Origin of the sequence: Burkholderia sp. Ac-20349 (genome assembly GCF_017104865.1) — a bacterium.
Classification (GTDB): domain Bacteria; phylum Pseudomonadota; class Gammaproteobacteria; order Burkholderiales; family Burkholderiaceae; genus Burkholderia; species Burkholderia aenigmatica.
This window is the reverse complement of record NZ_JAAGPM010000267.1, coordinates 1-4,564: the sequence shown is the minus strand read 5'-3', so window position 1 is coordinate 4,564 and position 4,564 is coordinate 1. Positions and strand designations below refer to the sequence as shown.

Below are 4,564 nucleotides of genomic sequence, written 5' to 3'. Positions count from 1 at the left end.
GCGGCGCGTCGGCGTGCGCTACGACGAGATCGCGATCGCACCGATGTTCGATGCCTTCCGCGCATCGCTCGCGGGCGAGTTCGCGGGCCGCGCGGAAGACGCGACGGAGGAGAACATCCAGGCGCGCGTCGAAGTGCAGCGAGTCGCCGGGCGACAGCGGGTAATCCTTCTTGCCGACCGTGTAGCAGATCCGGCCGGCCAGCACGTACACGAATTCGTCGCCGCCGTGCGCGACCCATTCCGAGCGGTAGCCTTCCATCATCTGCACCTTGAGCGCATTGATCTGGCTGCCGTCGAACGTGGTGGACAGGCGTTCGTACCACTGCGACCTGGCGTCGAGCGCGTACGGCTTGCGGCGGCCCTCGTACGAATCGGGCTGGGCCTGGCGCGGCTGGTCGATCAGCGCGCTGAGCGGCACGCCGAGCGCCTTCGCGACGTTGACGAGCGACGACAGCGAGATGCCCGTGAGGTGGCGCTCGACCTGGGACAGGAACCCGACCGACAGCTTCGCTTCGGTCGCGACTTCCAGCAGCGTCTTCTTCGCTTCCCGGCGCAGGCGGCGAATGCGCTGGCCGATACGCATGAGGTCTGAATCCATGAATCTCTTTCGTGGCAACGAGTCGGGAGGCGAGCGGACGGGCGGTGCAGTCGCCGAACAGGGAATTCCGCGCATCGCACGAAGCACGGCCGTCGGGGCGGCGATGCCGGCGAATTGTACCGCGCGGTGTCGCCGGGTGAATTGACGTTGTGCCGGGATGTGCAGGCGCCACCCCGATTTTAGCCCTACGAAAATTTTAGCTTGACCTCAATTTCGGCGTGCTCTAGATTCTGCTGCGCATATCAAACAAAGTTAAGTGGGACGAAATTTTTTCAAGGGCCTGCCGCCGGAACGGAACGGTGGCCCGGCGCCATGCGGGGTCGAGCGCCGACCGTGCAGCGGCGCCGTGCCGTGTCAGGCCTGCCTCGGGCTTGCTCCCCGCCGCGTCACCGCCGGCCGCCGACAACAACGCATAACGGGCTTCCGATGATCGATCGACTGAAATACAGCTTCTCCGGCCTTCCCCCGTACGACGCATCCGTCGCCGATACTCAGGCAGGCCTGTCGCGCCTGCTCGACGCCGCGCGGCTCGACGCGGTGCTGGTCACGTCGCAGGACGAATACGTGACCGAGTACCTGCCGCGCAGCAACAACCCGCGCTACGCGCTGTCGGGTTTCGACGGCTCGGCCGGCTGCGGGATCTTCCTGAGCGCGGCGACCGCGCAGGCGCTCGATCTGCCCCCGTTCGTGCTGTTCGTCGACGGCCGCTATCACCTGCAGGCCGAGCAGCAGTGCGATCCGGCGCGCGTGCGCATCGAGAAGCTCGGGATGAACGTGACGATCTGGCAGGCGATGGCCGACTGGCTGGTCGCGCACGGGAGCCGGCTCGCGCGGGTCGGCTACGACGCGCTGCGGATCAGCGTCGCGCAGCGCGATCGCCTGTTCGAACAGACGCAGGCGGTGTCGCTCGACTGGACGAGCCTCGCCGAGCGCGAGATCGATCGCGCGATCGCACTGCCGGGCTGGGTCGTCGAGCGGCCGATCTTCGAGGTGCCGGAATCGATGACCGGCCTGAGCGTCGCGCAGAACCTCGACGCGCTGAACCGCCAGCTCGCCGCGCATACCGGCGCACCGGACGGCAAGACCGCGTTCTTCACCTGCGCGTCGGACGATCTCGCGTATCTGCTGAACAGCCGTGGCTATCACATCCCGAATGCGTCGTCGCACCTCGGCTTCCTGTTCGCGGTCGGCGGGCAGGTGGCGTTGTTCCTGCCGGAAGGCTGCGACCGCTGCGAGGTCACGCTCGAGTCGTATCCGGCGCTGCAGGTGATCCGGCGCGATGTCGCGGCGCTCGAGCGCTTTCTGGCTCAGTTCGCGGTCGAGCATGTGTGCTACGGCTTCGAATCGGTGAACTGCGCGCTCGTCGACGCGGTGAAGCGGGTGTGGCCGCAGGCGCGGCATGCCGACTTCAACCCGGTCGAAGCGATGCGGGCCGGCAAGACGCCGGCGGTGCTCGACCGGTTCCGCGACGCGTTCGCGCGCAGCTCCGCGGCGATCGCCGAGACGATGCGCTGGGCGAAGGCCGGCGAGCCGGGCGCACGCCATACCGAGTACGACCTGGCGCGCGCGATCAACGACGCGTACGGCGCGCGTTCGGCAGTGGCGCTGACGTTTCCGTCGATCGCGGCGAACGGCGCGAACAGCGCGTTCGCGCACTACACGGCGGCGAGCGCCGACGTCGAGCTGACGGAAGGCGAACTCGTGCTGCTCGACAGCGGCGCCTATTACGAAGCCGGCTTCGCGACGGACTGCACGCGCGTCGTGCTGCGCCGGACCCGCCCGGATACGGTCGCGCAGCCGTGGCAGCGCGAGATCTACACGGTCGCGCTGAAGGCATGCATCAAGGGGCTCGTCACGCGCTTCCCGAGCACGGCAAAGGGCGGCGACGTCGATGCGCTCGTGCGGCAGGTGTGCCGCGACCACGGCCACGATTTCGGCCACGGCACCGGGCACGGCGTCGGGATTCACGTGCACGAGGGCGGCGTGCGGTTCGCGCCGGGGGCGAAGTACGGGCTCGTGCCGAATGCGGTGATTTCGGTCGAGCCGGGCATCTACGTGCAGGGCAAGGGCGGCGTGCGGATCGAGAACATCGTGATCATCCGCCAGGACGACGCGCAGCCGGATACCGTGACGTTCGAGAACATCGTGACGGTCGGCTACGACTGGGACCTGATCGATCTCGACCTGCTGGACGACGGCGAGCGCGCGTACCTGCGCGACTACGAGCGGCTGTGCGTGGAGCGCGGCACGCAGGTCACCGCGTGTCCGCTGTTGTAACGAGGAAGCAGGCAGGGGCGCGGCCGCCGGGCGGTCGCGCGGCGCGATGTCAGCGCGTGAGTGCCGACACGCGCCCGTCGGGGCCGTAGACGCCGGCCGGCGCGGGGGCCGAGCGCAGCACCGCGAGCGCACGCTCGTTGTAGTCCATCCGGATCCGGATCAGCATCCCGTTGTTCGCATTGGCCCGGCGCGCGCGTTCGGCGGACTGCTGCAGCAACTGCCAGCGGCCGGCGAGGCGGGCATCGCGTTCGGCGGCCTGGTCCATCCCCTTCTTGCCGGACGGAAAGCCGAGCGCGGAAAGCTGCGTGTCGCGCGTGCGTTCGAGCTGCGCGAGCCGGTCGATCAGCGCGCTTTTCTTTTCGACGATCCCGGGCAGCATCTCGAGCGGCTCGGCCGTCGTCAGTGCCTTTTCCTCGTAGACGAGCAGGGACGCGAACGCCTCGACCGTCGCGTGTTCGTCGTTGACCGTGGCCAGCAGCTCTTCTCTCATCGCGTCATGCTCGTCGCGCCGGCGCGGGTGAGCGCCGGCAAACCGGGGGACCGGCCTCGCGAGGCCGGCTTCAGCTGCCCGGGCGCTGCTGCTGCAGCAGCTCGCGGGCGGTATTCAATACGCCGTCGGCGATCTTGTTCGCGTCGATCTTCAGCGTGCCGTTGTTCAGCGCGTCCTTGATCGACTGGACCAGGCCCGTGTCGATATCGCCGTTGCCGGACGCGGATACCGAACGCAGCTGGCCGGACAGACCCGACAGGTTCACGGTCGTGTCGCCGCCGGTCGATCCTGCGTCGGCCGTCTGCGCGGACGAGGACGAGGCCGTGCCGGATGGCGCACGGGTCGCGCCGTTGCCGGTCGGCGCCACGGGGCTCGGGTTCGGAGTGGAATCGATCTTCACGATGGGTTTCCTGTTCGGTTTGACCCAGATAACGGCCGGGTCGGCCCGAACTTTAGCATCGCGAGCCCGAAATGCTCCGAATAAACAATTCTTTACATTCTTTCCGCCAGATCCGTCCCTACAGCGGAATTTCCACGGTGCCGGCGTCCTTGACGATCGCCGTGACGATCTGGCCCGCCGCCATCCGCACCCGTACCGACTGGCCCGGCGCCGCGTTTGCCAGCGCGCTGCCCTCGGCCGAAATCGTGAAACCGGGCCCGGCCGCGACGACCCGCACCGTCTGGCCGGCCGACACCGACGCCGCGCTCTTCAGCAGGTCCTGGCGTAGCGGCAGCCCGGCCGAGATGCGCGCGAGCGCGGTCGCGCCGATCGCCTGCGCCGGATCGGTGATCACCGCGAGCGGCAGCACCGTCAGGTCGCCGTCGCGGGCGACCAGGTCGGCCGCGGAGAGCGGCTCGCCGGGCGCGATCTGGCGCGCGGCGACGTAATAGGTGGCCTGCACGGCGACTTTCGCCTGCAGGTAGACGGTCCATGGCCGCTCGCCCGCGCAGCGCACGCCGACCGTCGTGCGGCCCCACAGGCGCGCGCCGGTCGGCAGGAATGGCTCGAGCGTCGTGCACGCGGCGAGCCCGCGCGGAAACGCGGTCGTGACCGTCACGGTGGTCTTGCCGGGCAGGCCGGCGATCGCCTGCAGCGTCATGCTCTTGCCCGCGCCGGACGGCCCGAACAGCACGACACGCTGAGTCGTCGCCGTGAACGACATGTCGAGCGTGAAGCGGCGCTCGGCGTTCGCGTAGGT

5 protein-coding genes are annotated in these 4,564 nt (G+C 68.9%); 1 reads left to right on the top strand and 4 read right to left on the bottom strand.

Going from position 1 to position 4,564, the window contains the following annotated elements; all coding sequences use genetic code 11:
- Positions 1 to 598, bottom strand: a 598-nt coding sequence (locus G3N61_RS38115; RefSeq protein ID WP_241018112.1) for an XRE family transcriptional regulator, incomplete at its 3' end; no start/stop codon positions are given.
- A gap of 426 nt (positions 599 to 1,024) precedes the next feature.
- On the opposite strand from G3N61_RS38115, the gene G3N61_RS38110 reads away from it, so the two are divergent.
- Complete coding sequence (locus G3N61_RS38110; RefSeq protein WP_205825008.1) at positions 1,025 to 2,875, top strand: M24 family metallopeptidase; 1,851 nt, start codon at positions 1,025 to 1,027, stop codon at positions 2,873 to 2,875.
- A gap of 49 nt (positions 2,876 to 2,924) precedes the next feature.
- Here G3N61_RS38110 and G3N61_RS38105 read toward each other — a convergent pair whose 3' ends face one another.
- The 3 genes from G3N61_RS38105 to flgA all read right to left on the bottom strand — a co-directional run.
- The gene (locus G3N61_RS38105; RefSeq protein WP_043184651.1) at positions 2,925 to 3,365 is read right to left on the bottom strand and encodes a flagellar protein FlgN; all 441 of its coding nucleotides are present in this window, start codon (positions 3,363 to 3,365) and stop codon (positions 2,925 to 2,927) included.
- A 70-nt stretch (positions 3,366 to 3,435) separates the two neighbouring features.
- Complete coding sequence (flgM, locus tag G3N61_RS38100; protein WP_175026136.1) at positions 3,436 to 3,765, bottom strand: flagellar biosynthesis anti-sigma factor FlgM; 330 nt, start codon at positions 3,763 to 3,765, stop codon at positions 3,436 to 3,438.
- A gap of 118 nt (positions 3,766 to 3,883) precedes the next feature.
- The coding region (gene flgA, locus G3N61_RS38095; RefSeq protein WP_241018111.1) for a flagellar basal body P-ring formation chaperone FlgA at positions 3,884 to 4,564 on the bottom strand (681 nt) is incomplete at its 5' end.